The 26,880-nt window shown below is 44.6% G+C and carries 32 protein-coding genes and 1 tRNA gene; all 33 read left to right on the top strand.

Annotated elements, in window-relative coordinates; genetic code table 11:
- The first annotated feature begins 31 nt into the window (after window positions 1-31).
- The 33 genes from NYR53_RS20905 to NYR53_RS20745 all read left to right on the top strand — a co-directional run bounded on the left by NYR53_RS20905 (window position 32) and on the right by NYR53_RS20745 (window position 26,719).
- Window positions 32-1,075, top strand: coding sequence for an NAD(P)H-dependent glycerol-3-phosphate dehydrogenase (locus NYR53_RS20905; protein ID WP_261301126.1), 1,044 nt, complete (start codon window positions 32-34; stop codon window positions 1,073-1,075).
- A gap of 77 nt (window positions 1,076-1,152) precedes the next feature.
- Window positions 1,153-1,434, top strand: coding sequence for a stage VI sporulation protein F (locus tag NYR53_RS20900; protein ID WP_261301125.1), 282 nt, complete (start codon window positions 1,153-1,155; stop codon window positions 1,432-1,434).
- A gap of 103 nt (window positions 1,435-1,537) precedes the next feature.
- Window positions 1,538-1,717, top strand: a complete 180-nt coding sequence (locus tag NYR53_RS20895; protein WP_047674167.1) for a DUF2768 family protein — start codon at window positions 1,538-1,540, stop codon at window positions 1,715-1,717.
- A 21-nt stretch (window positions 1,718-1,738) separates the two neighbouring features.
- A complete protein-coding gene (locus tag NYR53_RS20890; protein WP_261301124.1) occupies window positions 1,739-2,032 on the top strand; it encodes a 2Fe-2S iron-sulfur cluster-binding protein in 294 nt (97 codons plus the stop codon).
- An 18-nt stretch (window positions 2,033-2,050) separates the two neighbouring features.
- The gene (locus tag NYR53_RS20885; RefSeq protein WP_261301123.1) at window positions 2,051-2,647 is read left to right on the top strand and encodes a nucleotidyltransferase family protein; all 597 of its coding nucleotides are present in this window, start codon (window positions 2,051-2,053) and stop codon (window positions 2,645-2,647) included.
- A gap of 31 nt (window positions 2,648-2,678) precedes the next feature.
- A complete protein-coding gene (locus tag NYR53_RS20880) occupies window positions 2,679-3,026 on the top strand; it encodes a 2Fe-2S iron-sulfur cluster-binding protein (protein ID WP_261301122.1) in 348 nt (115 codons plus the stop codon).
- Between the two features lie 23 nt (window positions 3,027-3,049).
- Entirely contained in the window at window positions 3,050-3,799 is a 750-nt protein-coding gene (locus tag NYR53_RS20875) for a YphF family lipoprotein (protein ID WP_261301121.1), read from the top strand.
- A gap of 305 nt (window positions 3,800-4,104) precedes the next feature.
- Window positions 4,105-5,583 (top strand): stage IV sporulation protein A, encoded by a 1,479-nt coding sequence (spoIVA, locus tag NYR53_RS20870; RefSeq protein WP_029193007.1) that lies wholly within the window; start codon window positions 4,105-4,107, stop codon window positions 5,581-5,583.
- 246 nt (window positions 5,584-5,829) lie between these two features.
- The gene (locus NYR53_RS20865) at window positions 5,830-6,102 is read left to right on the top strand and encodes an HU family DNA-binding protein (protein WP_029193008.1); all 273 of its coding nucleotides are present in this window, start codon (window positions 5,830-5,832) and stop codon (window positions 6,100-6,102) included.
- A gap of 155 nt (window positions 6,103-6,257) precedes the next feature.
- A tRNA-Pro gene (locus tag NYR53_RS20860) sits at window positions 6,258-6,331 on the top strand.
- Window positions 6,332-6,430: 99 nt separating this feature from the next.
- Window positions 6,431-7,357 carry a phosphatase PAP2 family protein gene (locus tag NYR53_RS20855; RefSeq protein WP_261301120.1) on the top strand — a complete coding sequence of 309 codons (927 nt, stop codon included), beginning with the start codon at window positions 6,431-6,433 and terminating at the stop codon, window positions 7,355-7,357.
- Between the two features lie 78 nt (window positions 7,358-7,435).
- Window positions 7,436-7,684: a trp RNA-binding attenuation protein MtrB gene (gene mtrB / locus NYR53_RS20850; RefSeq protein WP_056838064.1), complete on the top strand. Its 249-nt coding sequence runs from the start codon at window positions 7,436-7,438 to the stop codon at window positions 7,682-7,684.
- Window positions 7,685-7,807: 123 nt separating this feature from the next.
- Window positions 7,808-8,341 (top strand): hypothetical protein, encoded by a 534-nt coding sequence (locus NYR53_RS20845; RefSeq protein WP_261301119.1) that lies wholly within the window; start codon window positions 7,808-7,810, stop codon window positions 8,339-8,341.
- Between the two features lie 96 nt (window positions 8,342-8,437).
- A complete protein-coding gene (locus NYR53_RS20840; RefSeq protein ID WP_261301118.1) occupies window positions 8,438-9,304 on the top strand; it encodes a heptaprenyl diphosphate synthase component 1 in 867 nt (288 codons plus the stop codon).
- A 19-nt stretch (window positions 9,305-9,323) separates the two neighbouring features.
- Window positions 9,324-10,073 (top strand): demethylmenaquinone methyltransferase, encoded by a 750-nt coding sequence (locus NYR53_RS20835; protein ID WP_261306460.1) that lies wholly within the window; start codon window positions 9,324-9,326, stop codon window positions 10,071-10,073.
- A 7-nt stretch (window positions 10,074-10,080) separates the two neighbouring features.
- The gene (locus tag NYR53_RS20830) at window positions 10,081-10,956 is read left to right on the top strand and encodes a UbiA-like polyprenyltransferase (protein ID WP_261301117.1); all 876 of its coding nucleotides are present in this window, start codon (window positions 10,081-10,083) and stop codon (window positions 10,954-10,956) included.
- The gene (locus NYR53_RS20825) at window positions 10,953-11,564 is read left to right on the top strand and encodes a UbiX family flavin prenyltransferase (protein WP_261301116.1); all 612 of its coding nucleotides are present in this window, start codon (window positions 10,953-10,955) and stop codon (window positions 11,562-11,564) included. The genes NYR53_RS20830 and NYR53_RS20825 overlap by 4 nt, the downstream gene beginning before the upstream one ends.
- Window positions 11,545-12,408: a menaquinone biosynthetic enzyme MqnA/MqnD family protein gene (locus NYR53_RS20820; protein ID WP_261301115.1), complete on the top strand. Its 864-nt coding sequence runs from the start codon at window positions 11,545-11,547 to the stop codon at window positions 12,406-12,408. Before NYR53_RS20825 ends, NYR53_RS20820 begins: the two co-directional genes overlap by 20 nt.
- Window positions 12,405-13,382, top strand: coding sequence for a polyprenyl synthetase family protein (locus tag NYR53_RS20815; protein WP_261301114.1), 978 nt, complete (start codon window positions 12,405-12,407; stop codon window positions 13,380-13,382). The genes NYR53_RS20820 and NYR53_RS20815 overlap by 4 nt, the downstream gene beginning before the upstream one ends.
- A 124-nt stretch (window positions 13,383-13,506) precedes the next feature.
- A complete protein-coding gene (gene ndk, locus NYR53_RS20810) occupies window positions 13,507-13,950 on the top strand; it encodes a nucleoside-diphosphate kinase (protein ID WP_261301113.1) in 444 nt (147 codons plus the stop codon).
- A gap of 127 nt (window positions 13,951-14,077) precedes the next feature.
- Window positions 14,078-14,860, top strand: a complete 783-nt coding sequence (locus NYR53_RS20805) for a CheR family methyltransferase (RefSeq protein ID WP_261301112.1) — start codon at window positions 14,078-14,080, stop codon at window positions 14,858-14,860.
- Between the two features lie 73 nt (window positions 14,861-14,933).
- Complete coding sequence (locus NYR53_RS20800; RefSeq protein ID WP_164826741.1) at window positions 14,934-15,098, top strand: hypothetical protein; 165 nt, start codon at window positions 14,934-14,936, stop codon at window positions 15,096-15,098.
- A gap of 309 nt (window positions 15,099-15,407) precedes the next feature.
- The gene (aroC, locus tag NYR53_RS20795) at window positions 15,408-16,571 is read left to right on the top strand and encodes a chorismate synthase (RefSeq protein WP_261301111.1); all 1,164 of its coding nucleotides are present in this window, start codon (window positions 15,408-15,410) and stop codon (window positions 16,569-16,571) included.
- A gap of 1 nt (window position 16,572) precedes the next feature.
- The gene (gene aroB, locus NYR53_RS20790) at window positions 16,573-17,667 is read left to right on the top strand and encodes a 3-dehydroquinate synthase (RefSeq protein ID WP_261301110.1); all 1,095 of its coding nucleotides are present in this window, start codon (window positions 16,573-16,575) and stop codon (window positions 17,665-17,667) included.
- Window positions 17,668-17,670: 3 nt separating this feature from the next.
- A complete protein-coding gene (gene aroH, locus NYR53_RS20785; protein ID WP_047674202.1) occupies window positions 17,671-18,057 on the top strand; it encodes a chorismate mutase in 387 nt (128 codons plus the stop codon).
- 288 nt (window positions 18,058-18,345) lie between these two features.
- Window positions 18,346-19,893 carry an anthranilate synthase component I gene (gene trpE / locus NYR53_RS20780; RefSeq protein WP_261301109.1) on the top strand — a complete coding sequence of 516 codons (1,548 nt, stop codon included), beginning with the start codon at window positions 18,346-18,348 and terminating at the stop codon, window positions 19,891-19,893.
- Window positions 19,894-19,920: 27 nt separating this feature from the next.
- A complete protein-coding gene (trpD, locus tag NYR53_RS20775) occupies window positions 19,921-20,961 on the top strand; it encodes an anthranilate phosphoribosyltransferase (protein ID WP_261301108.1) in 1,041 nt (346 codons plus the stop codon).
- Window positions 20,951-21,748: an indole-3-glycerol phosphate synthase TrpC gene (trpC, locus tag NYR53_RS20770; RefSeq protein ID WP_261301107.1), complete on the top strand. Its 798-nt coding sequence runs from the start codon at window positions 20,951-20,953 to the stop codon at window positions 21,746-21,748. The genes trpD and trpC overlap by 11 nt, the downstream gene beginning before the upstream one ends.
- 24 nt (window positions 21,749-21,772) lie before the next feature.
- Complete coding sequence (locus NYR53_RS20765; protein WP_261306459.1) at window positions 21,773-22,471, top strand: phosphoribosylanthranilate isomerase; 699 nt, start codon at window positions 21,773-21,775, stop codon at window positions 22,469-22,471.
- The gene (gene trpB, locus NYR53_RS20760; protein ID WP_261301106.1) at window positions 22,468-23,664 is read left to right on the top strand and encodes a tryptophan synthase subunit beta; all 1,197 of its coding nucleotides are present in this window, start codon (window positions 22,468-22,470) and stop codon (window positions 23,662-23,664) included. Before NYR53_RS20765 ends, trpB begins: the two co-directional genes overlap by 4 nt.
- 3 nt (window positions 23,665-23,667) lie before the next feature.
- Window positions 23,668-24,483: a tryptophan synthase subunit alpha gene (gene trpA / locus NYR53_RS20755; RefSeq protein WP_261301105.1), complete on the top strand. Its 816-nt coding sequence runs from the start codon at window positions 23,668-23,670 to the stop codon at window positions 24,481-24,483.
- A 22-nt stretch (window positions 24,484-24,505) separates the two neighbouring features.
- Complete coding sequence (hisC, locus tag NYR53_RS20750; protein WP_261301104.1) at window positions 24,506-25,606, top strand: histidinol-phosphate transaminase; 1,101 nt, start codon at window positions 24,506-24,508, stop codon at window positions 25,604-25,606.
- A 24-nt stretch (window positions 25,607-25,630) separates the two neighbouring features.
- A complete protein-coding gene (locus NYR53_RS20745; RefSeq protein ID WP_261306458.1) occupies window positions 25,631-26,719 on the top strand; it encodes a prephenate dehydrogenase in 1,089 nt (362 codons plus the stop codon).
- Window positions 26,720-26,880: the final 161 nt, after the last annotated feature.

Below are 26,880 nucleotides of genomic sequence, written 5' to 3'. Positions count from 1 at the left end.
TGCTAAAGCAAAACTTTTAGGAGGGGTAACCTTGTCAAACAAAGTATCGGTCCTAGTAGCTGGAAGTTGGGGGACGGCACTTGCCTCGGTACTGGCGGATAATGGCAAACAAGTGCTTTTGTGGACTCGTAATGAGGATCAGGTAATAGAAATAAATGAAAAGCATCGTAATAGCCGTTTTCTTCAAGATGTGGAGCTATCGCCGCTAATCGTAGCGACAAACTCGCTGCAGGAAGCGGTAGAGGATGCAGATGCGATCATAATGGTCGTACCTTCATCCGGCATGCGCGAAGTAGCGTCACGTATGCGTCCTTTTTTGAAAAAGGATGCATTAATCATTCACGCGACCAAAGGCTTTGAAATAGGGACGCTAAAGCGAATGACCGAAGTTCTTGCCGATGAGCTTCCTGACGTGGATGCCAAACGGCTTGTCGTCCTTTCCGGTCCAAGTCATGCCGAGGAAGTTATTCGCAAATACCCGACCACTGTCGTTGTCGCGGCCCAAGAGTTGGGAGCGGCAGAAGCTGCACAGGATTTGCTAATTAACTCTTACTTTCGAGTGTATACGAATCCAGATGTTACAGGCGTAGAGGTCGGGGGAGCGCTAAAGAACATTATTGGTCTTGGCGCTGGTTTGACAGATGGTCTAGGCTTTGGTGATAACGCAAAGGCTGCTCTTGTAACGAGAGGACTGGCCGAGATTGCTCGTTTGGGTACCGCAATGGGAGCCAATCCGCTTACATTTGCCGGCTTAGCAGGGATTGGCGATCTGATCGCGACCTGTACAAGTAAACATAGCAGGAATTGGCGTGCCGGCAATGAGTTAGCGAAGGGCATCCCCTTGGACGACGTGCTCAGAGAGATGGGAATGGTCGTAGAAGGCGTGAAAACAACGAAGGCTGCTTATGAGTTGTGCCGCAGATTTGACGTCACCATGCCGATTACGGCTGAGCTGCACAATGTTCTCTTCGAAGGGAAATCGCCTCAGTTAGCAGCGCAAGATTTGATGGGACGCGTTAGAACCCATGAGATTGAAGAGGTTGCCAGCGGCTCAGCAACAAATGTATTGAAATAGCCTACACCACATCCTTACCGCATTCATACTATACCTTAGAAGATCCAGTCATCCATAGGTATAGGGAGGCGGCACATTTGTCGAATAAGGATATCTCGAAAGACGTATTAAATGTGGTGAAAAAGAAAACGGGTAAATCCGTTACATCAAAAGATATTGAGAAGTTAGCCAGTGGTGTAAACCAATCTACTCTGCAAAGTGAAACTCAACTTCGCCAACTTATCAAACAAGTTTCAGGTTTAGTAAATGTAAAGGTATCTGAAGAGACTATCAATGATATCGTTCAGGCAGTTAAAAGCAGTAAACTGGATTCCAATAATATGCAGCAATTAATGAACATGATGATGGGCAAGAAATAAAAAGCATGAAGGGGAGAAAGTTCCCCTTTATGCTTTTTTTCTCATCCTATGCTATACTTACTGATGATTAATTTGAATGTTTCATACATAAGGGGTTAAGATTATGTCAAGTTTAGACAAAATGTGGGCATCATTCGTGGCGATCGGACTCATGGTAGTCGCGTCATTATTAATTTCTTACGCAAGAACTCGAACCACAGGGGTGCTTCGTGTTGTGTTATCCGTCATTGCTTTTTTCCTATTTATTCCGATTTTACTTTACATGCTGCTATCTTTGTTTTAGCAATCTGGAGGCGAGATATCGATGTTAGAATTGAAAACACGCAAAACGCAGAAAACGATAGAGTCAGTTACCGGATTAACGATTCTGGACCATGCTCTCAAAGAAGATTTGGATTGGGGCTTTTCGTGTACACGGGGCACTTGCGCAAGATGCAGGTGTTATGTAGCTTCAGGCCAGGAGCTGCTGTCACTGCCTTCAGATGAAGAAGAGAGCCGTTTGGAGCCAGAGGAGATCGAGCAGGGCTATCGGTTAGCTTGCCAGTGTGTAGTGAAGCAATCCGGTGATATTTCCGTTACGCATAAACCTTATTTCTAAAATTTCTGCCTGAAAGGTGTGGGCATCTTGGTCCTGCTTGAGCCGTTACTGCCAACGATTACAACCATCCATACACAATTATTGCAAGTTCCAGACGTACGATGGCTCATCGGTGGAAGCTGCGGACTGCTTTTACAACATGTAGAAATTGGAAGAAGTCCGAGAGATTTGGACATTTATGTAGATGACAACGATGTAAATGCTGTACATACTTCCTTATTAGATTATTCGGTGGATGCACCGAATTATAGTGAAACTCCCATATATGCTTCAATCCTAAGTCATTATCATATCGGTGGGAATGCTGTGGAAGTCGTTGGTGATTTTAGGGTTAATGCCCTCCATTCTTTTTACCAGGTCGAAGCTTCTTATCTTTGGGAAAATCATAGCCATTCGGTCACGATCGACGAACAGGAAGTTAAATTGATGCCGTTAGCTCATGAACTCCTCTTTAATTTACTTCGTAATCGTCCTGATCGTTATGAGGCTATTGCGAAAACAATAAAAGCTTTTCCAGAGCTGCACATGCAGGCGCTAAGCGATTTAATGCAACGAAATCGCTGGGGCAGCGAGTTTGAGCGGAAATTGGAGCGGCTGATAGATTCAAACAAATAGCAGGAAGATAGCCTATCAGAAGGTGGACACGATGAGTGGATCAGAAGTACATTTTTGGCCTGATGACAAAAAAATAAGCGTTCGACCGGGAACGACCTTGCTGGATGCAGGACGCAAAGCTAAAGTTCACATACGTACCCGTTGTGATGGCAAGGCGGCTTGCCTTATGTGTAAGGTCAAGGTTAGTGATCCTAGTGGCCTTGCACCAATGAATGTGAATGAGCGGCTAAAGCTAGGCACTCAGGCTGACGAGGGCTTTCGACTTGCTTGTCAGGCTCGTGTGAATGGCACTGTACAGGTAACGGTGCCAGAAGATCCTCTTAAGGCAGCCATACGTGCCCAACTAGCGAGGCAGGCGGAGGATGACGATTTATTTTAGAAAAAAGATAGGATGAGTATGTCGTGAAAATAGCTCGAAACCTTTTACACGGTAGATGGGTAGGTATCATTCTTTGTTTAGTTCTGCTTCTCAGTGGTTGTGCTTACCCTAAGGAAATGCGGAAAGAGAATCAAATGAATCCAGCTGAGTTTATTACCGTTGTTCAGCAGGCTATAGATCTCTACCACGAGAAGAACGGCGTTCTTCCGATAAAGAATAGTGAGATGACTACACCCCTTTATGAGAAATATGTGATCGATTTTGGTAAATTGAAAAAAACCAACCTGTTGAGTACGGTTCCGGCAAATGCGTTCGAAAGCGGCGGCATATTTATCTACGTGCTGGTCGATGTGGAAACAAAGCCAGTGGTTAAGTTGATGGATATATCTGCTTATCAAAGTGTGGAGGACGTCCAGAAGAAGATTAATGACTATAAAGTGAAGCATGATGGTAACCTGCCTCCGGGCATTGCTATTAATGAAGCTTTCGACTACGTTGATTTTGATAAGCTTGGCATGAAAGCTCCCGAGATCAAGTCCGTTTACAATCGCCAAAATTTCATATCCTATTTGGTGAACAAGCAAACGGGTGATGTGGCGATTGATTATGCGATGGACATTATGCAGCTAATCCAAAGCAATTCGTTAGGAAGCTCTTTGAAATCCGATCAGGATTTGCGAGAGATTCTCGTAAATAAATCGTATTTCGTGCCTATACGCAGCAACCCGTATTTATGGCAAAATAATCAGCCAATGCCTCAGAATAAACAATAGACGCAAACCTCTTGCAGAAATCTGTAAGAGGTTTTTTTATATTTTCAGAATAACCTCTACAAATCAATCATATATTTTTTCAATGTGGTGAGACTTTGATCTAGCATCGAGGTCCCTAGAATATGGTTCTATAAGGAAAGCCGTATGTGCTTCATAAAATATGAGCGGCAAAAAAAAGATTATACGCATCTATCATATTTCTATCGAAAGTACATATATTTCTTACTAGTCCAAATGAATGTACGAGTAGTCAATTGTTACCGTCACAAAAGTCAGTTGACGACCAAACTGTAGGAGGGATTCTCTTGGAGAAAGTGGATATCTTTAAGGACATTGCAGAACGAACGGGAGGGGACATTTACCTGGGGGTTGTCGGAGCGGTCCGGACAGGAAAATCAACCTTTATTAAGCGTTTTGTGGAATCTGTAGTGCTTCCTAACATTCAAAGTGAAGCGGATAGGATCCGGGCTACCGATGAACTCCCGCAGAGCGCTGCTGGCCGTACGATTATGACAACGGAGCCGAAATTCGTACCGAATACGGCGGTCCAAATTTCGGTGGCCGAAGGGCTGAATGTGAATGTTCGCCTTGTTGATTGTGTAGGTTACGCAGTCGATGGCGCCAAAGGCTATGAAGACGAGAATGGACCGAGGATGATTAATACACCTTGGTTCGATGAACCGATTCCATTCCAGGAAGCGGCCGAAATCGGAACTCGCAAGGTCATTCAGGAGCATTCGACTCTCGGTGTTGTTGTAACTACCGATGGTACGATTTCTGATATTCCGAGGTCTTCGTACGTGTTGGCAGAAGAAAGAGTCATTAATGAGCTGAAAGAAGTAGGCAAACCTTTCATTGTCATCATTAACTCACAGAAACCGAATAGTGAGCCTGCTCTTGAGCTGCGCAGCGAGCTGCAAAGTCGCTATGACGTCCCTGTTGTGACAATGAGTGTAGCAAGCGCAGGCGAAGAGGAAATGGTCTCTGTGCTGCGCGAAGTGCTTTACGAGTTCCCTGTTCATGAAGTGAACGTGAACTTACCAAGCTGGGTGATGGTTCTGGACGAGAATCATTGGCTGCGGACTCAATTCGAGGCTTCCGTACGTGATACGGTTCAAGATATTAGACGTCTGCGCGACGTTGATCGTGTCGTCAGTCAATTCGGCGATTATGAGTTCATTGATAAAGCGGCTTTGGCCGGACTTAATATGGGGCAGGGTGTAGCTGAGATTGACTTGTTTGCGCCTGATGAGCTTTATGACCGCATTCTGGTCGAAGTTGTCGGGGTAGAAATTCGCGGCAAAGATCATCTGCTTCAGCTCATGCAGGATTTCACGCATGCGAAACGAGAATATGATCAATTCGCCGAGGCACTCGAAATGGTGAAAACGACAGGCTACGGCATAGCGCCTCCGACGCTCGCTGAGATGGCTTTGGATGAGCCGGAGTTAATCCGTCAAGGATCAAGGTTCGGTGTCCGTTTGCGGGCTACAGCACCGTCTATTCATATGATTCGTGTGGATGTAGAGTCGGAGTTCTCGCCAATTATCGGTACAGAGAAGCAAAGTGAGGAACTCGTCCGCTATCTCATGCAGGATTTCGAAGATAATCCGCTTAAAATATGGGAGTCCGATATATTCGGAAGATCGCTTCATTCGATTGTTCGTGAGGGGATTCAAGGGAAACTTGCCCAGATGCCGGACAATGCTCGTTATAAACTGCAAGAGACGCTTGGCCGAATTATTAACGAAGGATCAGGCGGTTTAATTGCTATAATTTTGTAAATATGTTGACAAAAAACACTCAAAAGAGTGTTTTTTGTCGTTAAATAGCATAAATACCCACATAAATTGGAAAGCGATACTTGAAATTGCTGTCGGAGTGTATTACTATAAATTTATTCGTCTGCTTTCGAAGTTCATTTTTACTAAGAAAATCAACGATTTTTCATTGGATAATGTATATTTTCTGAAGAAACGGTGAAAACAGGAAGTAACGGAAGTGAGAAATCTTGGGGGGAGGTGAATGGCATGAATAAATCTGAATTGATTAACAAGGTTGCTGAAACCTCTGAGCTTTCCAAGAAAGATGCAACTAAAGCAGTTGATGCTGTTTTTGATGCAATTTCCGAAGCGCTGCAAGGCGGGGATAAAGTACAACTAGTTGGATTCGGTAACTTTGAAGTTCGTGAACGTTCTGCTCGTAAAGGACGTAATCCACAGACTGGTGATGAAATCGAAATTCCAGCAAGCAAAATTCCAGCTTTCAAACCTGGTAAAGCACTTAAAGATGGCATTCAATAATTGCGTTTTACATACTATTGAACGTTATATAACAACAAAGCCGTGACCGCTTAATAGCTGTCGCGGCTTTATTTATTGGTATTAGAAAATGCCTTTACAATTCCAAAATCTCCTACTATAATTACAAAAGTGAATAAGTAAACCTGAGCTACAAACGGGGTATGGCGCAGCCTGGTAGCGCGCACCCTTGGGGTGGGTGAGGTCGCACGTTCGAATCGTGTTACTCCGATTATGAAAAAGACATCGAAAGTCCGATGTCTTTTTCTCATGATGAGGACTTGTTCCAGAAAACAGATAGAACTTCTTAGAAGATGTAGGGGGAACGGTCTTGAATAAGTTGAAACTGAACGCGCTCGTGAAATCGCAAGATTGGACGATGTTTGGCATTATCGCTTCTATTTACTTGGTTTGGCGCATCGGTACGGTTGGGAATTGGAGCAAGGAATGTTGGATCCTGCTGTTAATTTGTTTGCTAGGTATCCGCAAAGACCAAGTTGACGTGGATTGGAAACGATTCTTCCTTTTTGGTATTCCATTATTAGGTGTATTTTATTACTTCTACGGGACGGGAAATGGTTTCTGGTGGAGAATCGCCAATTGGATGTTTGAGAATAACCGCCATCCTTGGCATTGGGATGCGTATATGAACGCAATTCCGTTGAATACAGGCGGCTGGGCGAGATGGATTGCGTCTCCTTTTCTAGATAAGGCGATGGTTTGGATTTATAACTATGGCTTTGTCTTATCTTTGTGGATCTGCATTGTGAGGAGTTTCTGGACACGCAGTATTAAAAAAATGCTTTCTTATGCCTTATCCGGTCACATGCTGCAATTCCCGCTGATTTTGCCCTTTTACAATTTAATTTTGCTGCATGAAGTCTGGTATGTTAATAAGCAGCCTGATTTATTACACCGCGTTTTTGCAGATGAAAACTCTTTACTTGTCGCTACGATGAACTGTTTCCCTAGTATGCATACATCCATCTCTTTTGCGATGCTTCTTCTCGCCCTACGAGAAAAGGACCGTATATTCAAAACGATGATGGTTACCTACTGCGCGGCAATCATTTTCTCAACCTTGTACTTACAAATTCATTGGCTGATCGATGTATTCGCGGGTATGTTATTTGCATATGGCACGGTCAAGCTATCTGATTTACTCATTCGGATAGGATCCAAAAACATACTGCCAACGACATTTAAGAAATTTTACCAAAAAGGAACGAAAGCTGCCTCCAATGAGATCACTGTTTAAGGTTGGTTGACTTTCCGGTGCTTTTTTTGGCATCATGAAGGTTGGGATTGTAGTTTAGGGCAAGAACGGAGGATGAAAATGGAACAATCGAATAAATCAAATAATCCGAATACGAACGGCAATGAATATTTCGTTATTAAAGCCAAAGATAATGGTGTACATGTAATTGGTTTAACTCGTGGTCAAGATACTCGCTTTCATCATACAGAAAAACTGGACAAGGGCGAAGTTATGATTGCTCAGTTCACGGAGCATACATCCGCGGTAAAGGTAAGAGGCAAGGCGATTATTATGACCAAATACGGTACGATTGACACAGAAGAATAATTTATAATTATTAAAGCAGGCATAGCCTGCTTTTTTTCTATGTAGAATGGTGTATAGGGCTTAGAATTATCGAATGTGTAGTTATATCGTTTTGTGCTTTCAAAGTGTAGGAGGTGCTTGTTCATGCAATGGTCGATGCGTATTATGATGACGTTAGGTCTATCTATTATTATGGTCGTCTGTCTATCTGTACTTCCAAAGATGGATCGTTCCACGGGGCTAGGCTCGCCTCATAATTGGTCAAGCAATCGTGCAGGGGAGCTCACAAATAATAATATGGTAGATTTACTTGTTCAAGTCCCACTTCAGCTGCGGATTCGCAAAGTCGAGCTGAGCAACTCCCGCATGTCCCTTGATTTGAGCTTACCGAAAAACGCAGATTCAGCAGCCGTCTATCGAGATTTGTACACCATCGCACAAACCATGATCACGAAAACGAAAAATGTAAATCAAATATGGGTTCGCGTCATCGATTATTCTGGCGTTACAGATTCAACATCTACACAGCTTGTGCTGGCGATGGTTGCAGAGCGAGAATATGGGAAAGATATGGAGAAGAATGCGAATGAACTCAGCCTTATTCAACTTGAACAGCAATTACAAAACCGTTTTCGTATCACATACACTTCAAAATGGCAGCAAAGATATCCCTTATAATTAAATGTGCGTCTATTTACGTGTTATGATATAATGACTTGAATTGAGCATATTTTGAACATAAATGATTTGGCACACGGTTACGGAGGCTTTTGCATGAATTCTTATCGGATCCCAGAGATCGCTAAGCAATACACAGAGTATGATATGATTCAAACTCACACAGACTTGCCCGATTTTCCGGAGCTTCGCACACGTCTGTTGTTTGCATTCTTGAACGGAAACAGTAAGTTTAGTTCTTCAAGCGAGTTGTATACGCTAGCTACGTCGCTTGTTCAACTAGCGCTCGATACCCATGATTTGGTTACAGCTTCCAATGAGGTCAAAGAGAAAAAAGCAGCAAGATCAAGGCAGCTAAAAGTTCTTGCAGGGGATTATTTCAGTTCCCGCTTTTACAATCTCCTTGCTCAGGCTGGCCAGATCGAGATGATTAAGCAGTTGTCGAATGCAATCTGTGAAGTCAACCGACTCAAGATGAATATCTACATGAAAATGAAGCAATTGAAATTGACGGCAGAAGATTACATCCACCTAACCGTGGAAATTAAATCTCAGCTGTTTTTGTCTTTCTCTGAATTTATGACTGAGGTGTATGATCAAGCATGGCCAGATATTCTGAGAAGCTATGCAAAGTGTGAGGTCATATTTGAAGAAATTTTCCGTATTGAATCTGCGGCGAATTTCAAGGACAGCTGGGGATTCTGGCACATTCTGCAGCATGGTACGAAAGAAGAACGGAAGCAGTTGCACGCGGAAGAATCCGATCAAGCCAGACTTCGTACACTCATTCATAAATATAATATTACTTCGCAGCTTTATCAGATGCTGGAATCTCACACCAAGCAATTACAGTCCAAAGTACAGCAACTTGAATCGGATAAACTAATAAGTGAACTGTTTCACATTGGGGAGCCGTTTCTTCGATTCTCAGCGAAGCAGCCCAAAGTGCTAGAAGAAATTTGAGGTGACATCCAAGATGAATATGACAAAAACAAATACCAAATCGAATACAACCAAAACCAAAGAAGAGTTCGTTCACTCTGTCTTTGAAAGTATTGCACCCAAATATGATCTTATGAACAGTATTCTAAGTTTCCGCAGGCATAAAGCATGGCGTAAATTCACAATGAAGAAGATGAACGTGCAGCCTGGGGAGACAGCCATTGACTTGTGCTGCGGCACATGTGACTGGACGATCAGTCTTGCTCAGGCAAGTGGAAGCGGTAAGATGGTTGGGCTGGATTTTAGCCAAAACATGCTGGATTACGGTGCAGTGAAAATCAAGCAGCTTCACTTGGATCAGCAGATTGAGCTCATTCAAGGCAATGCAATGAGTCTTCCGTTTGACGACAATACGTTTGATTACGCAACGATCGGATTTGCGCTTCGTAACGTTCCCGATTTGGAGCAGGTCATCCGTGAAATGCAGCGTGTCGTTAAGCCAGGAGGGCTAGTTGTGTCTTTAGAGCTCTCTAAGCCAACTTGGCAACCATTTAAGTCCATTTATTATTTTTATTTTCAACGTGTCCTCCCTTTTTTGGGCAAGCTAATTGTAAAGAAGTACGAGCAGTACAAGTGGCTGCCGGAATCATTGATCCATTTTCCGGATCATAAACAGTTAGCCGCTATTTTTACGAAGCAAGGATTGGAACATGTACAGGCGCACCCCTTAACAGGTGGAGTTGCAGCTTTGCATATAGGCACTAAGGGGAAAACGAAATCAGGAGTGTAGTCAGCATATGTTTACTAAATTGAAAATATTTTTGGAAATGATTAAATTTGAGCACAGTGTGTTTGCATTGCCTTTTGCTTTCATGGGAGCCATTCTAGGCTCAGTCGTATTAATTGGACATCTGCCTAGCTGGGCCCAGATCGGTTGGATAACGCTAGCTATGGTTGGAGCACGAACTGCAGCGATGGCCTTGAATCGTGTCATTGATAAAGCCATTGATAAAAGAAATCCAAGGACAGAGAATCGAGCCATACCCGCGGGTCTTATCTCCATTCAACAGGTAATTATCTATATTATTATTTCGTTTGCAATGCTTTTCTGGGCAACGTCTAATTTAAGCTCTTTATCCATGAAACTGCTGCCAATTGCAGTGTTTTTTCTTGTCTTTTACTCATACACCAAAAGATTTACGTGGACTTGCCACTTTGTATTAGGATTGACATTAGGGTTAGCTCCACTTGGGGGCTGGGTTGCCGTAACCGGGCAATTTACATGGTCTTCTATTATTTTTTACTTGACGGTAGTCTGTTGGAGCGCTGGTTTCGATCTGATTTATGCCTGTCAAGATGCAGAGTTTGACCGGAATGAAGGTCTTCATTCATTACCTAGCCGATTCGGGATCAAGGCTGCCTTGAATACCGCTCGTGTCCTGCATGTTCTTACGGCCGTTGGTTTGGTTACATTGTTTTTCATTACGCATTTGAGTTGGTTTTACTTAATTGGACTCGTTATCGCTTATTTTATTTTGTATAAAGAACATCGACTTGTCTCACCGCAAGACTTGTCCAAATTGAACACAGCGTTTTTCACGATGAACGGTGTACTAAGCTTAGTGATGTTTGCCTTCACCTTACTTGATGTGTTAGTGAGTCAACATTCATGAGCGGCAATTGGGTTGTAGGAATCACTGGTGCTAGTGGTGCTATTTATGGCGTGCGGCTCAGCCAAATATTGCTGGATCAAGGTTTAAGTGTACATCTAATCATTACGGATGCAGGCTGGAGAGTGCTGCATGATGAATTGGATTGGAACGCAAGCAAACGACAAGAAATGCTGCAGGAACATTTTGGCGGGCGTGCAGGTTCTTTTGACTATCATCCAATTGCTGATATAGGGGCAACCGTGGCCAGTGGATCTTTTCGGACCAAGGGCATGGTTGTTATTCCTTGCTCAATGGGAACTTTATCAGGGATCGCACATGGTTCATCCGATAATTTATTGGAACGAACAGCAGATGTCATGCTCAAAGAAGGAAGAAAATTAATCCTGGTGCCAAGGGAAACGCCATTGCACGCCATACATTTGGAGAACATGTTAACCTTGTCGAGAATGGGCGTACGCATGCTTCCGGCTATGCCGGCCTTTTATAATCGTCCGCGCTCAATCGATGAGATGGTCGATTTTTTGGTGGGTAAAGTGCTGGACAGCATGGACATTGAACATTCCTTGTACCGAAGATGGGGAGATAACAATGAGCAACCTAGACCCTAAAATACGAATTGGCCGGATTAATTATACAAACGTTTGGCCGATCTACTATTACTTTCCTGAACTAATGAACAGCTCAGAGGTCGACATTATTGAACAAGTCCCTACCTCACTGAATCGAGAAATGGCTGCTGGGAACATCGATATGGGGCCTATTTCTTCCTTTGCTTACGGAGAATCCTTTGAAAATTATGTGCTATACCCGGATCTTTCCGTTAGTGCCTATGGAGAGGTGAATTCCATTCTGCTGTTCCATGAAAAGCCATTACGCGAAATTGCGAATGGGCATATTGTGCTGCCAACAACCTCAGCTACGTCAGTGAATTTACTCAAAATCATTCTCCAGAAATTCTATAACGGGAATCCGACTTATGAATTTGCGAAACCCAATTTAGAAGAGATGATGGAAAAAGCAGACGGGGCTTTATTGATCGGAGACGATGCAATTAAAGAGAGTTGGCGCAATAAAACGTATATGATTACGGATCTTGGGCAAGAATGGGCCAAATGGACAGGACAATGGATGTCATTCGCTGTATGGGCGATTCGTAAAGAGACAACTCAAAAGTATCCGGCATTAGTTGCAGCGGCGTTTGAGGCCTTTATGGCAAGTAAAACAAAGGCACACAAAAATCCGGAAGAGATGATACGCGAAGCACAAAGTACAGTAGGCGGGACATCTCAATATTGGCATCATTATTTTCATACGCTATGTTATGACTTCGCATCGGAGCAATGGGAAGGTCTTGCAATGTATTACAAGTACTGCTATGAGCTTGGTTTCCTGCCGAAGCCGGTAAGCATTGGGCTATGGTCAGAGAAAAAGAACGCACGGGTGACGGAATGAAAAATTTAATGGAAATCTATACAAGAAAGAAAAAGGATATAGCTGCTATTGAAAAAGAGCTTGAAGAAAGCGTGTATACAGATCATGCAATGCTTCGTGAAACTTCAATGCACTTACTGAAAGCGGGAGGGAAGCGGATTCGCCCCGTCTTTGTTTTGCTTTCAGGCGAGTTTGGGAACTATCAGCTCCAAACGATGAAGCATGTCGCAGTACCTCTCGAGCTGATTCATATGGCATCGCTTGTTCATGATGATGTAATTGACGATGCAAACACAAGACGCGGACAACTGACGGTCCGATCCAAGTGGGATAATCGGATTGCTATGTTCACGGGGGATTATATTTTTGCCAAAGCTTTAGGAGTCATTACCCAAATTCATAAGCCGGCAGTCCATCAAATTATGTCTAAAGCCATCGTAGAGATGTCGATTGGGGAAATGGAACAGATTCGTTTCTTTTTCCACTCCGAACAAACAATACGAGATTACTTATTACGGATTAGACGTAAAACGGCACTGCTAATTGCCATTTCATGCCAATTAGGAGCGATGGCAGCGGATGCACCCGCCTGGATAAGCAGCAAACTGTATGCTTTTGGCTATAACGTAGGAATGGTGTTTCAAATCCGCGATGATATTTTGGATTTAATCGGAACGGAAAAGCAAATAGGGAAACCGCCGGGCAGCGATGTCAAACAAGGAAACATAACGCTACCTGTCCTGCTCGCGATGCAGGATCCATCTTTGAAGCCGCTCATTTTATCGGAATTAGACCGTATTCATAAGTTGGATGGACAAACTGATGTAAGCAGATTCTTGGATATGATCCGTGGCAGTGAAGGGATAAATAAAGCAGAGATACTTTCTCAGAAGTATCTTGATAAGGCCATAGCTTCTCTGGACAAGCTGCCAAATGTTCAAGCTAAGAAAGATCTCATTGAAATTGCACATTTTATCGGAAATCGTTCTTATTAATGTTTTGTCTTTCGATTTGAGAAAAACTGCCAAAACGTGTAAACTAGTGGAGAATACATAGATTGAACTTGAGTAAGTTAATGCACAAGTTTTCATACGGAAACTATAAGGAGGAAGTCCTTACATGGAAAAAACATTCTTGATGGTTAAACCGGATGGCGTACAACGGGGCCTTGTAGGCGAAATCGTAAAACGCTTTGAACAAAAGGGCTTTCAATTAATCGGCAGCAAGCTAACAGTTATTTCGAGGGAGCAAGCCGAGCTTCACTATGCGGAGCATATAGGTAAAGATTTTTTCGAAAGACTCGTGACGTTTATTACGTCCGGACCTGTATTTGCGATGGTGTGGCAAGGTGAACAAGTCATTGCTTTATCTCGCACGATGATTGGGAAAACGAATTCGCTTGAAGCCGCTCCTGGAACAATACGTGGTGACTTTGCCGTACATACGCATTTAAATCTCATTCATGGATCGGATTCACCTGAAAGCGCTGAGCGCGAAATTAGCAATTTCTTTCAATCGGACGAGCTTTTTGAATACAATAAAGTCATTCAACAATGGATCTAGTCCAAAAAAATCAAAGAACCTGACATCTTCATGGATGCGGGTTCTTTTTTTTGTCGTTTTATAAAGGATTTTGGCATTTGCTTACAGAATGTATGTTAACAGAAAATGACCAAGGTGGGTGGACAGCATGGAAGATCAAGATTTTTTGTTATTTATTAAAAAAGTAAAAGAACACACGTCCATTGATCTTGCTCTTTATAAAGAAGCGCAAATGAAAAGACGTCTTACAACTCTACGAATGAAGCGTGGCTACAATACGTTTGTCGCTTTTTTTGATGCGATGATGAAGGATAAAGAATTATTCTATGAATTTTTGGATCGTATGACGATTAATGTCTCTGAGTTTTGGAGGAATCCGAATCGTTGGGAGCTCGTCGAGCAGAAATTTGTACCCGAGATGTTGAAGAAGAACAGACGCTTAAAAGTATGGAGTGCGGCTTGTTCAACCGGAGAAGAGCCATATACGCTAGCGATGATTCTTGCAGAACAGGGAGCGCTTCATGAAGCTCATTTACATGCGACGGATATCGATGATGGCGCCTTGGAAAAAGCACGCAAAGCGATCTACCTTGATCGTTCATTGCGAGATGTGCCTGAAAAGTATGCGAAGAAATATTTTCGACAAGAACAAATGATGTATCATATAACGGACGATCTGAAAAAGTCCATTAAATTTCAAAAGCAAAACCTGCTTGTCGATACATTTGATACGGGATATGATCTCATCGTTTGCCGTAATGTGATCATTTACTTTACGGAAGAAGCAAAGCATGTCCTGTACCAGAAATTTTCTAAAGCGCTGAAACCAGGTGGTTTATTGTTCGTTGGTTCTACCGAGCAAATTTTCTCCCCAGGGCAATATGATCTAGAACCGGCGGATACTTTCTTTTATCGCAAGAAGGGTGTATAAGATCTTCCATAAATTCCAATACTAAGATGTACGATGCAAGTTATTGCTAAGGCAATACGCTTAGGAGGCAATTATGGACAAACGCAAAGTGATTACCGCTTATCGCAGGGGAATGATCTCCATTCAGGAATGTGCGCAGATTTTGGGAGTCGACTCATCACAAATCGTGGGTCTCATGAATGATCCACAGCTCTCCGAACTCCCAAGAGTCGTCCAAAAGCAGCCTATGCACGGGTAATCTTTGCTCATGACTAGATGTAGACACGCTCTCGCTAAGGGGATTCTCCCTTACGTGCGAAGCGTGTTTTTGCGTTTGTGCTGTTGCCAAACCTGAGTACCTATACTATAATGACAAAAGATAATCGCGCGTCAAAGCGCTAAAGTGTTTGAAAAAAGCAACAACTCAAGAGCAGATGCTTATGAAGTTCGTATTGCTATGCAAATCTTTATATTCAATACTTACGAGGTTAGTTTTATTCCGTAATACTCAAAAGTGTATGCTTACGAAGCTGTAATGCTTCGCAAAACTCATAGGGGGTAACAGATTGTGAGATATTTAACAGCAGGTGAAACGCACGGCCCGCAGCTTACTGCGATTATTGAAGGGTTTCCAAGTAATGTAACTCTAAACTTTGAAGATTTGAACTTCCAACTACATAGACGTCAAAAAGGCTATGGCCGCGGTCGTCGGATGCAAATTGAGAAAGATACAGCGACCATTGCAGGCGGAGTACGCCATGGTAAAACTACAGGAGCTCCAATCGCGCTAGTTGTTGTAAATAACGACTGGAAGCATTGGACAACGGTAATGGGTATTGAGCCCGTAGAAGAGGATAATGAAGGCAAGCGTCGTGTAAACCGTCCTCGTCCGGGACATGCGGATCTAAACGGAGGTCTCAAATATAATCAAAAAGATTTGCGCAACATTCTTGAGCGTTCAAGTGCTCGTGAAACGACGATGCGTGTAGCAACAGGAGCTGTAGCACGCCAATTGTTGGCCGAGTTCGGCATTAAAGTAGCAGGACAAGTCATCCGTATCGGCGATGTAGAAGTAGAGCGTCAAGAGCTTCCTGTCGATGAACTGATTCGTATCACAGAAGAATCTCCGGTACGCGTGGTTGATAAAGAGGCTGAAGCCAAAATGATCGCCGCGATCGACGCAGCCAAGGAAGATGGAGATACACTTGGCGGGATCGTTGAAGTTATCATTGAAGGTGTTCCTGTAGGGCTTGGCAGCCATGTACAATGGGATCGTAAGTTGGATGGTAAAATTGCGCAAGCGGTTCTTTCCATTCAAGCTTTCAAAGGTGTTGAATTCGGAATCGGCTTCGAGGCTGCAGAGCGCAGAGGCTCTAACGTTCATGACGAAATTCTGTACACGCAAGAAGATGGCTTTAGTCGCAGAACGAATCGCGCAGGCGGCTTCGAGGGCGGTATGACAACGGGTGAGCAAATCATCGTACGCGGTGTGATGAAACCCATTTCGACACTTTACAAACCGCTGCAAAGCGTAGATATTGATACGAAGGAAGTATTCACGGCTCAAGTTGAGCGTTCTGACACTTGTGCGGTCCCGGCTGCAGGAGTAATTATGGAGAATGTAATTGCTTGGGAAGTAGCGAATGCTTTCTTGGATAAATTCGGCGGCGACTCCATCGAGGAAATTCGTGCGAACTTAACCAACTTCTTAGCCCAAGTGGAGAGCTACTAATATGAGAGAGCTCACCGTAGATCTTGGAGAACGGTCTTATCCTATTTATATCGGCCAAGGCATTCTTAACGATATCACGGCTCTGTTTGACCGGGCGAAGCTTAGCCGCAAGTCGCCATTACTCGTAGTCACCGATGACGCGGTGGCTCCGCTGCACCTGGAGCGCGTCATGACGCTGCTCCGTGATGGCGGCTTCGCCGCCACGGCCTGCGTCGTGCCCGCAGGCGAAACCTCCAAATCCCTCGCGCAGCTCGAGGGAATTGTCACCGCCGCCCTCCAGGCGGGCCTCGATCGCAGTTCTGCGATCGTCGCCCTCGGAGGAGGCGTGGTCGGCGACCTCGCCGGCTTCGCTGCGGCGAGCTTCATGCGCGGGATCCGCTTCGTGCAGATCCCGACTACGATCCTTGCCCACGACAGTTCTGTCGGCGGCAAGGTCGCGGTCAACCATCCGATGGCGAAGAACATCATCGGGGCGTTCCACCAGCCCGAGCTCGTTCTCTTCGACATCGACTTGCTTCTAACCTTGCCGCCCCGCCAGGTGAAGGCGGGCCTCTCAGAAGTGATCAAGCACGGCTTGATCTGGGATGCTGCTTTCACGCAGTGGTGCGACGACAATGCGGAGAAGCTGCTTGCCTTAGATCCGGAAGCGCTCAGTTATGCGCTTTACATAGGTTGTAAAGTCAAGTCCATCGTCGTATCCCAAGATGAGCGTGAGAATGACTTGCGAGCCATCTTGAACCTTGGACACACGATAGGCCATGCCTTGGAAGCTGTTGCTGGATATGGCGAACTGCTGCATGGTGAGGCTATTGCGATTGGCATGGTAGGAGCTGCTAAGCTTGCTCAGCAGTTCGGTTATGCCGAGGACATCCATACGGTGACGAAGGGGCTATTCGAGAAATACGGATTACCCGTCAACATTCCGTCTCATTTGGATACGAATAGCATTATGAGTGCGATGATGCACGATAAGAAATTCAAAGAAGGCACCATGGTCTACATCATCCCAATGGAAATTGGCAAAGTAGAAATCCGTAAGGATGTTACGGTAGAACAAGTCAGACAAATTGTTGAGCTTTTAAAAGGGGAGAGTTAGCCGATGTTCTTAAGGGGAATTCGTGGAGCGACGACGGTTGAACACAATGAGGCTCAGGAGATTTTAACCGCTACTGGTGAACTGCTTGCAGCCATTGTAGAGGCCAATGATTTTCGTCCTGAAGATATTTGTTCCGTTTTCATTACAGTTACAGAGGATATTACGGCTACATTCCCGGCTCGGGCGATCCGCACGATGATCGGTTGGGAACTAGTCCCATTAATGTGTTCACTGGAAGTTCCGGTTGAGAACTCATTGCCCAAATGTATCCGATTAATGGTGCAGGTGAATACAACCAAAAGCCAAGCTGAGATCAACCATATCTACTTGAAGGAAGCTAAAGCGCTGCGACCTGATATTGTTAAATTGACAAATGAAGCAACACGGTAGTATAGTTTGAGTAGATGAGTTTAGGTAAGTAGAGAAGCATTTAGTCGAGTAGAGCTTAGCCCAGTTGAGTTGAGAAAAGGTAACATAGGTTTGTATGAAGAGAAGAGCGACTCTATTCGAGGGTGTTTGTTTGTTCATACGCAGCCATGGCTTCTTTTTTCATATTCTATTGATCTTCTACTTTTACTAAAGTCAACCTCTACTCCGGTAGAGGTTTTTTTGTTTTCGAATAGAGTTTTGTGCACCACTGCGATCGACGAGATGCACAAGCTGAGAGGGGATGTTTCCATGTATACACCTGAAATTCAAGAAGTTATTCGTTTAGCCAAAGATTATAATCTCATTCCTGTCGTACGTCATTTATTAGCAGATACTGAAACCCCGATACGTGTATTTCAACATCTTTACCAAGAACCGCGTGCCTTCCTTTTAGAAAGTGTTGAGGGCGGCGTGAAATGGGCTCGATATTCTTTTATCGGCAGCGATCCCTTCTTGATGATTAAAGCGAAGCATGGGAAGACCATGGTTGAAACACAAACCGAGAATAAGGTTTCAGACGAGAAACCCATCGATGTGTTGAAAGCCTATCTGAGATCCTACTCCAGTCCTCAGCTTGCGGACTTGCCGCGTTTTACAGGTGGTGCTGTCGGATTCTTCGGATACGATTTGCTTCAGTACTATGAGAATCTTCCTGCTCATCAAATTGATGATTTACAAATGAATGACATTCAATTCATGTTCTGCGATCAAGTCATTGTTTTCGATCATTTCAAACAGCAGATCAAAGTGATTGCCAATGTGCATGTGCAGCCTTTTGCTACGGATGCTGACATTGTAAAAGCTTATCATGCGACTTGTGAGAAAATCGATGCCACAATCGAGAAGATCAAGCGTCCGCTCGGCTCCGAGACGATGACCCATAATCCGATTGTATCTGAACCGGATCTTGGAGATATTCGATCCAACATCACGAAAGAAAAGTATATGGCCAACGTGAATAAAGCGAAGGAATACATTAGAGCCGGTGATATTTTCCAAGTCGTGTTGTCGCAGCGTTTTGAAATGGAAACGACCGTTTCGCCTCTTCAAGTGTATCGAGTACTGCGTACGATGAATCCTTCTCCTTATATGTATGTGCTCAAAATGGATGATGAAGTCGTTGTGGGTACATCGCCAGAGTTGTTGGTTCGCGTTGAAGAAGAAAAGGTGGAGACGCGCCCAATTGCAGGTACAAGACCTAGAGGGAAGACGCCAGAAGAAGATCTTGCTCTGGAAAAAGAATTACTCGCAGATGAGAAAGAACGCGCGGAACACTTGATGCTGGTAGACTTAGGTCGCAATGACATCGGTCGTGTATCGGAATTCGGAACTGTGAAGTGCGATACTTTCATGGACGTTGAACGGTATTCACACGTCATGCATATCGTTTCAAACGTTTCTGGTAAAATTGCAAAAGACAAAGATTTCTTCGATGCTTTTCTTTCCTGTATGCCCGCAGGTACGGTGTCTGGAGCACCGAAACTGAGAGCTATGGAGATTATTGCTGAATTGGAACCAGAATCTCGCGGTGCTTATGCCGGAGCGATTGGTTACCTGGGATTTTCGGGGAATTTGGACACTTGTATTACGATCCGCACGATTATTTTCAAAAATGGTAAAGCTTATGTACAAGCCGGGGCTGGTATTGTTTGGGATTCTGTTCCTGAGAGTGAATACCAAGAGACGGTTAACAAAGCGACGGCTTTGCTTAAATCAATTCGGATGGCGGAGGCCATGTTCAGCCCTGAGCCTAGACCAGTTAGCGATATTAACAAAGATTATTTTGTTAACTCTTAAGGGAGAAAAGGAGAGGAGACTCTAGTCATGAGTGGACTTATTCATATACAGCAAGCGCTCGGGAAAGTCATTAGCGGTAGTCATTTGTCACGTGAGGAAGCGCGTGGTGTCATGTCTGAAATCATGGATGGTGCTGCGACACAGGCTCAAATCGGCAGTTTGCTTACAGCACTTCGTATCAAAGGAGAGACGCTGGAGGAGATTACGGGATTCGCAGAAGCAATGCGGAGCAAAGCCGTTCAGGTCAACGTACTGCAGAATGATCTGTTGGATACATGCGGAACAGGCGGAGATGGCGCAGAGACGTTCAATATCTCCACAACGGCAGCGATCGTCGCTTCTGCTGGGGGAATTCGCGTAGCGAAGCATGGCAATCGGGCGATGTCGAGCAAAAGCGGTAGCGCTGATGTCCTTGAAGCTCTTGGCGTGAAGATTACGCTAAGCGGTGAACAAGCGGCTAAATGCTTAGACAAAACAGGCATCTGTTTCATGTTTGCCCAAGCGTATCATCAATCCATGAAGCATGTCGCAGCACCACGGCGCGAGCTTGGCTTCAGAACCGTATTCAACCTGCTGGGGCCGTTAACGAATCCAGCGGGTGCTGACCGTCAAGTGCTTGGTGTATTCGACAGTACGAAGACCGAGCTCATTGCGCAAGCGCTGCAAGCGCTTGGACTGAAACGTGCATTGGTCATCGCAAGCGAGGACGGGTTGGATGAATTCAGCATTTCGGCACCTACGAAAGTAACGGAACTGAAGGCTAACACCATTAGCACTTACATGATTACTCCGGATGATCTTGGTTTACGCGCACATAGCATCAAAGATGTAGCGGGTGGAGATGCGATACTTAACGCTGAAATCATTCGCCATATTTTTGCTGGTGAGAAGGGGCCTTATCGCGATATCGTACTTGCAAACGCAGCGGCCTGCTTCTACGTGACAGGGCAAGTCGGAACCCTTCAACAAGGTGTGAAATTAGCGGCTGATGTTATTGATTCCGGTCGTGCTGAGCAAAAATTGAATGATTTAATCCAATATACAGGAGAACTATGCCATGTTTCTTGATAAAATTGTTGCCACCAAGCGGGCAGAGGTTGAAGCAATGAGCAGCTTTTCAATCAAAGATGCTGAGAAGTTAATCTCAGACCTGCCTCCTTGTTTAGGCTTTGAACAAGCGTTAACTACACGGAAAAACCGTGCGATGGGTCTAATTGCCGAGGTAAAGAAGGCTTCCCCTTCCAAGGGATTGATTCGCGATGATTTTGAACCGGTTCTTTTAGCAGAAGCCTATGAAAGAGCCGGTGCCGATTGTATCTCCGTTCTGACGGATGTGGACTACTTCCAAGGCAGCAACGAGTATTTGAAAGCTGTTCGTAAGGCGGTCAATGTGCCATTGCTTCGTAAGGATTTCACCATTGATCCGAAGCAAATTTATGAAGCGCGCTTGATTGGCGCCGATGCTATCTTGCTGATTGCTGCCATTTTGACAACAGATCAAATGAAGCAGTATCTGAAGCTAGCTAGTGATCTTGGTCTAGATGCACTTGTTGAGGTCCATGATCGTGAAGAGCTTGAACGTGCATTAGAATTGAATACACAATTGATAGGCATCAACAATCGGAATTTGAAGACATTTGTTACCGACTTAGGCACAACAGAAGAACTGATTCAATACATTCCCGCAGGGAAAACGGTTGTCAGTGAAAGCGGCATTTCTACCGCCAAAGATATGGCTTATTTACAGCAAGTTGGTGCTCAAGCTGTTTTAATCGGCGAGCATTTCATGCGACAACCTATTGTTGAGCAGGCCGTTCATGATCTAATGGGAACGAGGGTTCAAAGGGCGAAGTAGTTGAAGGAGAAAGAGGCGAATTTGATGGCTGTGGGGACGGTTCCAACGGTAAAAATTTGTGGACTTCAAAGCGTTGAAGTGTTAAAATCAATCGTGCATTTGCCGATAGCACATATCGGTTTTGTATTTGCACCGAGCAAGCGGCAGGTAACGGCAGAGAAGGCTAGAGAACTGATTTCTTATTTGAAATCAGAAGAGGCAAATGGGGGATCTGTCCCTTTAACTGTAGGGGTATTCGTTAATCCGAGCAAGGAGGAGTTAACGGACATTCTGGCGGTGGCTCCACTTGATGTCGTACAGCTGCATAGTCAGGAAACACCTGAATTTTGCCGATGGGTTCGTGAACATTTTCAGGTGAAAGTGTTCAAATCCGTTTCGATTTCCAAAACAGATAATAAAATCCCCAATTTAGAGGATGTAGCCGCGCAGCTTGACCCTTATATGGGGACTGTCGATGCTGTTTTATTGGATACCTTTGACCCTGTTTATGGGGGAGGATCAGGCAAAACTTTTGCTTGGGACTGCATTCCTGTCTATCAGGAGTGGGCGCGTTCAGCGGGAGTGTCGCTGCTAGTTGCAGGCGGACTTCAACCAGATAATGTGGATCAACTAGTAACAGCCTATTACCCCGATGGCGTAGATGTTTCCAGCGGCGTTGAGACCGATGGCGTAAAAGATATAGTCAAAATTACAGCATTTGTGGAAAGGGTGACTCGAAAGTGACGCAAGTACCTGACCAGCATGGCAGATTTGGCAAGTTCGGCGGCCGTTATGTACCTGAAACGTTAATGAATGCTCTTATTGAGCTTGAAGAAGCTTATGAACAATATAAAGATGATCCTGAGTTTATTGCCGAGGTGCGTTACCTGCAAAAACAATATTCGGGCCGGCCAACACCGCTTTATTACGCAGAGCGACTTTCTGAGCTTCTGGGCGGAGCCAAAATTTATTTAAAGCGTGAGGATTTGAACCATACGGGTGCTCACAAAATTAATAACACCATCGGACAAGCGGTTCTCGCTAAACGAATGGGGAAGAAGAAGATTATTGCGGAAACTGGAGCTGGACAGCATGGAGTTGCATCAGCAACTGTAGCTGCTTTAATGGGATTTGAGTGTAAAGTATTTATGGGCGAGGAAGACACAAAGCGTCAGCAGTTAAATGTTTTCCGCATGAAATTGCTTGGCTCTGATGTTATTCCTGTTACGTCTGGTACACGTACGTTGAAAGATGCTTGTAATGAAACGCTTCGTTACTGGGTTAGCAACGTACAGGATACTTATTATATTCTAGGGTCCGTTACAGGACCGCACCCTTATCCCATGATGGTACGTGATTTCCAACGTGTCATTGGTGATGAGTCGCGTGAGCAAATCCTTGAAATCGAAGGCAGATTGCCCGATGCTGTAATTGCTTGCGTTGGCGGAGGCAGTAACGCCATGGGGATTTTCTATCCGTTCGTCCAAGACGAAACAGTGAAACTCATTGGTGTGGAAGCGGCTGGCCGCGGTATTCATACTGAGGAGCATGCAGCTACAATGACCAAGGGAACTCCTGGCGTTTTCCAAGGTTCACTTAGCTATTTGCTGCAGGATGAGTATGGTCAAGTACTGCCGGCTCACTCGATCTCAGCTGGTTTGGATTACCCCGGCATTGGACCGGAACATTCCTACCTCAAAGATATTGAGCGTGCAGCGTATTATCCGATCACGGATCAGGAAGCACTAGACGCACTTCAGCTGCTTAGCCGTACAGAAGGAATCATTCCAGCTTTAGAGAGTGCACATGCTATTGCACAAACGGTTAAAATAGCCCCAACCATGTCCAAGGATGAAATTATTATCGTCAATCTTTCTGGACGTGGCGATAAAGATGTTGAATCCATTATGAGCTATCTCGGCATGGGGAGGGAATAAGCGATGAACCGTATTGATAGCCGATTTGCTGAGCTCAAAGAGCGCGGGGAAACAGCGATGATTCCTTTCTTGACCATTGGAGATCCTTCCCTTGAAGCATCCCTTGAGCTTATTCTGGAAATGGAACGCGCAGGTGCCGATTTGATAGAGCTAGGTGTTCCTTATTCCGATCCTTTAGCTGACGGTCCTGTTATTCAACGTTCCTCTGAACGTGCTTTACAGCGTAAAATTTCTATCTTTGATGTGATGGATGTTGCTCGTCAGGCGAGAAGCAGAGGCTCTAAGCTTCCTTTCATTCTTTTTACGTATTATAATCCGGTGTTACAAATTGGACTGGAGCGCATATTCAAAGCTATGCAGGAGAATGAAATCAGCGGCATTATTATTCCTGATCTTCCGCTCGAAGAAGACAGTGAGACAAGAGCGATTGCCGAAGCTAATGGGATTCATCTTATCCCGTTGGTTGCGCCAACCTCCAATGAACGCGTTAAGCGAATTGCAGCTGGAGCACGCGGATTCGTCTATTGTGTATCCTCGTTAGGTGTAACAGGTGAGCGCGCTGAATTCTTCGGAGGCATTGAGGACTTCCTTGCAACGGTACGGGAAGCTGCTAGTGTTCCGATTGTCGTTGGCTTCGGTATTTCGAATCGCGAGCAAGTTAAGCGCTTTGAGAAGCTTTGTGATGGAGTCGTTGTAGGAAGTGCCATCGTACGAACGATTGAGAACGTACTGCCTCATCTTGAGGCAGATAGCGCACACCCGGAAGGACTCTTGCAAATTCGTAACTTTGTGGGACAATTAAAACGTTCGGACAACTAATTGACGAGGTGACTTGACTATCATGAAACCGAAACAAACGATTGTGCATTTGCCTGTCTATCAACCAGGTAAACCTATTGAAGAAGTGAAACGCGAGCTAGGTTTGACAGAAGTAATTAAGCTGGCATCTAACGAAAACCCTTTCGGCTCCTCACCAAAAGTAAAAGCTGCAATTGAAGCGGAATTATCCAACATCAGCTTGTATCCGGATGGGGGAGCTGTGCAATTGACTGAAGCAGTTGCTGAATCCCTTGGCGTGGCAACGAATCAGCTTATTTTTGGCGCAGGCTCTGATGAAGTTATTCTGATGCTGGCGCGGGCTTTCCTTGTTCAAGGTGATGAATCCGTTATGGCTTCACACACGTTCCCACAATACAAGCATAACTGTGAAATCGAAGGCGCTGTGTCCATTGAAGTTCCATTGAAAGAAGGAACACACGATCTGGATGGTATGCTTGCGGCCATTACGGAACGTACGAAAATCGTGTGGATTTGTAACCCGAACAATCCGACAGGAACGATGAATACAGATGGGGAGATTAAGGCGTTTTTGGCCAAAGTTCCAGATCATGTTATCGTCGTTCTTGATGAAGCTTACTGCGAGTACAACACGACGGGGGAATTCCCGGATAGCATAGAACTAATTGGTCAATACCGCAATGTCATAGCGTTGCGTACTTTCTCAAAAATTTATGGGTTGGCTTCTCTGCGAATTGGTTACGGGATCGGACATCCAGATGTTATTCGATCAATTAACCAAGTGCGTGAACCTTTTAACACAACCAGATTTGCTCAAGCCGCTGCGCTTGCTGCAATTAAGGATCAAGATTTTATCCAAAGCTGCCGAGAAGCGAACACGGCTGGCTTACAATACTTAACTGAAGAGTTTGGCAAGATGGGTCTGCAGGCATTCCCGGCACATGGTAACTTCATCATGGTGAATGTTGGCCGTCCAGCAGCAGATGTATTTAATGGTTTGCTGCGTCGAGGTATTATCATCCGTGGAGGTCATATGTTGGGCTTCCCAACGTCGCTTCGCGTTACAATCGGTTCGCGCGAGCAGAATGAGAAATTCATTGCGGCTTTAACGCAAGTGCTTGCTGAGGTTGCAGTTCAGGCCTAATTTAAATCATAAAGGTTGATTTCATTGACGAAAATTGCGATATTCGGTGTAGGGCTGATCGGTGGATCACTCGCCCTATGCTATAAAGGAAAACCAGGGTTTACGGTCGTCGGTCACTCGCCGAATCCGAAATCAGTTGAAAAGCTTCTAAAGCGGAATGTTGTTGATACGGCAACAACGAGTATGGCGGAAGCGGTAAAAGGCGCGGACTTCATTTTTCTATGCGTGCCAGTTGGTATGTTAGAGGAATATGTTCAGCAGCTCGTGCAGCTCCCACTAAAAGATGGTTGTATCATTACCGATGTCGGCAGTACCAAAGCTTCAATCACGGAGAGTGCAGCCTCCTTTGTCAAGGAAAACGTCTATTTTATCGGCGGTCATCCAATGGCAGGCTCTGAACGTCATGGGGTGGAAGCGGCTTCCTCGCATCTTTTCGAAAATGCGTTCTATGTCCTGACACCAGCAGAGGGTACACCTCAAGCTGAGGTTGATCGTCTGACAGAGCTGCTTAGGAAGACGAAGGCTCAAATTGTCCAAGTAGGTGCCCGTGAACACGATGATATCGTAGGAGCAATCAGCCATTTGCCGCATATTATTGCGGTTGCATTGGTTAATCAAGTAAGAGGTTATAACGAAACGAATCCTTTGTATCAAAATCTGGCCGCTGGCGGCTTCAGGGATATCACACGTATTGCTTCAAGTGAACCGATGATTTGGCGCGATATTCTTGTTAACAATAAAGACGTGCTGCTTAAACTGCTCACGGATTGGAATCTAGAAATGTCGCGTTTTATTAAGTTGCTGGAACAAAGTGACGGAGAAGGGATCGCTGAACAGTTCCGTGTTGCAGGTGAGTTCCGCAGTCAATTGCCTGAACGCAGAAAAGGAATGATTACATCCTTATTCGATATTTATGTGGATATTCCCGATCATCCTGGTATCATAGGCCAAATTACAACCTTACTTGGCAACGCTAGAATCAATTTAAGCAACATTCAAATTATTGAAAGCCGTGAAGATGTTCCCGGTGTACTGCGTCTTTCATTTCGAAATCAAGAAGACGCTGATAGGGCATCTGGGCTGCTCAGTGGGCCATACGCAGTGCATGTATAACACTCAGAGTTGGTTGATAAATAAGCTGTTTTCTTTCCTTTTTGAACCATTCACAAAGAGGGAAGGGATCAGCTTATTTTATTTTTGTTAACAGATATTCAAAGAAAAAGCTTCGTGATATAATGACATCTGTTCATATATATATTACATATTTTATTGTG

Origin of the sequence: Paenibacillus andongensis, from assembly GCF_025369935.1 — a bacterium.
In the GTDB taxonomy this organism is placed as follows: Bacteria; Bacillota; Bacilli; order Paenibacillales; family NBRC-103111; genus Paenibacillus_E; species Paenibacillus_E andongensis.
The sequence above is the reverse complement of the archived record's forward strand: the minus strand, read 5'-3'. Positions and strand labels throughout refer to the sequence as shown.

Bases quoted from the DNA above. Each gene is read 5' to 3' on its own strand.
- NYR53_RS20895 (WP_047674167.1), top strand. From the start codon at position 1,538: ATGTCAAGTTTAGACAAAATGTGGGCATCATTCGTGGCGATCGGACTC.
- NYR53_RS20890 (WP_261301124.1), top strand. From the start codon at position 1,739: ATGTTAGAATTGAAAACACGCAAAACGCAGAAAACGATAGAGTCAGTT.
- NYR53_RS20880 (WP_261301122.1), top strand. From the start codon at position 2,679: ATGAGTGGATCAGAAGTACATTTTTGGCCTGATGACAAAAAAATAAGC.
- NYR53_RS20865 (WP_029193008.1), top strand. From the start codon at position 5,830: ATGAATAAATCTGAATTGATTAACAAGGTTGCTGAAACCTCTGAGCTT.
- mtrB (WP_056838064.1), top strand. From the start codon at position 7,436: ATGGAACAATCGAATAAATCAAATAATCCGAATACGAACGGCAATGAA.
- NYR53_RS20845 (WP_261301119.1), top strand. From the start codon at position 7,808: ATGCAATGGTCGATGCGTATTATGATGACGTTAGGTCTATCTATTATT.
- NYR53_RS20840 (WP_261301118.1), top strand. From the start codon at position 8,438: ATGAATTCTTATCGGATCCCAGAGATCGCTAAGCAATACACAGAGTAT.
- NYR53_RS20835 (WP_261306460.1), top strand. From the start codon at position 9,324: ATGACAAAAACAAATACCAAATCGAATACAACCAAAACCAAAGAAGAG.
- NYR53_RS20830 (WP_261301117.1), top strand. From the start codon at position 10,081: ATGTTTACTAAATTGAAAATATTTTTGGAAATGATTAAATTTGAGCAC.
- NYR53_RS20825 (WP_261301116.1), top strand. From the start codon at position 10,953: ATGAGCGGCAATTGGGTTGTAGGAATCACTGGTGCTAGTGGTGCTATT.
- NYR53_RS20820 (WP_261301115.1), top strand. From the start codon at position 11,545: ATGAGCAACCTAGACCCTAAAATACGAATTGGCCGGATTAATTATACA.
- NYR53_RS20815 (WP_261301114.1), top strand. From the start codon at position 12,405: ATGAAAAATTTAATGGAAATCTATACAAGAAAGAAAAAGGATATAGCT.
- ndk (WP_261301113.1), top strand. From the start codon at position 13,507: ATGGAAAAAACATTCTTGATGGTTAAACCGGATGGCGTACAACGGGGC.
- NYR53_RS20805 (WP_261301112.1), top strand. From the start codon at position 14,078: ATGGAAGATCAAGATTTTTTGTTATTTATTAAAAAAGTAAAAGAACAC.
- NYR53_RS20800 (WP_164826741.1), top strand. From the start codon at position 14,934: ATGGACAAACGCAAAGTGATTACCGCTTATCGCAGGGGAATGATCTCC.
- aroB (WP_261301110.1), top strand. From the start codon at position 16,573: ATGAGAGAGCTCACCGTAGATCTTGGAGAACGGTCTTATCCTATTTAT.
- aroH (WP_047674202.1), top strand. From the start codon at position 17,671: ATGTTCTTAAGGGGAATTCGTGGAGCGACGACGGTTGAACACAATGAG.
- trpE (WP_261301109.1), top strand. From the start codon at position 18,346: ATGTATACACCTGAAATTCAAGAAGTTATTCGTTTAGCCAAAGATTAT.
- trpD (WP_261301108.1), top strand. From the start codon at position 19,921: ATGAGTGGACTTATTCATATACAGCAAGCGCTCGGGAAAGTCATTAGC.
- trpC (WP_261301107.1), top strand. From the start codon at position 20,951: ATGTTTCTTGATAAAATTGTTGCCACCAAGCGGGCAGAGGTTGAAGCA.
- NYR53_RS20765 (WP_261306459.1), top strand. From the start codon at position 21,773: ATGGCTGTGGGGACGGTTCCAACGGTAAAAATTTGTGGACTTCAAAGC.
- trpA (WP_261301105.1), top strand. From the start codon at position 23,668: ATGAACCGTATTGATAGCCGATTTGCTGAGCTCAAAGAGCGCGGGGAA.
- hisC (WP_261301104.1), top strand. From the start codon at position 24,506: ATGAAACCGAAACAAACGATTGTGCATTTGCCTGTCTATCAACCAGGT.